General features: G+C 79.3%; 1 pseudogene. It reads left to right on the plus strand.

Annotated features, from left to right (window positions below):
* Nucleotides 1–982, plus strand: a pseudogene (locus KSNIM_RS37070) (hypothetical protein); the annotation flags it as partial.

The following is a 982-nucleotide window of genomic DNA, read 5'->3' on the forward strand; positions in this document are numbered from 1 at the left end:
TGCGGCCGGCCGGCCCCGCCGCCCCCTGCTGCGCGGCCTGCTCGCCCGGCTCACCCTGCGCAGCCCCGCCGCCGGCCTGGTCCGCGGCCGTCACGCCCGCTACCTGCAGCGCCTCGACCGGGCGTTCCGGGAGAAGCGCTGGGAGGACGCACTGCGCGACGCCATCCAGCTCGGCGCCTCCGGCGGCGGCGACCGGCAGGACTGGCTGAGCCTCGGCCTGCCGTCGCGCTACACCGGCCAACTGCGCGCCACCCCGGGCCTCGCCGTCCCGGGCGGCACGTCCGCTCTCTCCGGCCCCGACGTGCAGCAGTACCTCACCGCCCTCTACCGCACGGCCGCCGAATCCCTGGAACGCGAAGGCCGCATCGACGAGGCCGCCTTCGTCCTCGCCGACCTGCTGCACCACCCCGGCGAGGCGGTCGCCCTGCTGGACCGCCACGGCCGCACCGCCCAGGCCGCCGAACTGGCCGAGGGCCGCGAACTCGACGCCGACCTGGTGGTCCGTCTCTGGTGGCGGGCCGGCGAGCGCGACCGCGCCGTCCGGACCGCCCACCGGCGCGGCGCCTTCGCACTCGCCGTCGAACGGCTCACCGCCACCGACCCGGCGGCGGCCCGCGAACTGCGGCTCGCCTGGGCGGAGCACTGCCGCAGCACCGGCGACCGGATCGGCGCCGTCGAGGCGGTCTGGCCCGAGGAGCAGCTGCGCACCTCCGTGGTCGCCGACCTGCGCGACGCGGTCGCCCTCGGCGGCCCCGCCCAGGGCCGGGCCCTCGCCCACCTGCTCGCCCTCGGCGCGCCCGGCGCGACCGTGCAGCTCGCCCGCGCCGTGATCGACGGCACGGAGCGGGCCGGTGCCGGCGGACGGGCCGCACTGCTCACCGCCCTGTCCGAACTCCCGGCCGCCGACCCGGTGGTGGACCGCGAACTGACCACCGCCGCCGCCCGTGCCGCCGTGCGCGACGGCGGCTTCGGCGCACCCGCC

This window comes from Kitasatospora sp. DSM 101779, from assembly GCF_025655475.1.
Classification (GTDB): Bacteria; Actinomycetota; Actinomycetes; order Streptomycetales; family Streptomycetaceae; genus Kitasatospora.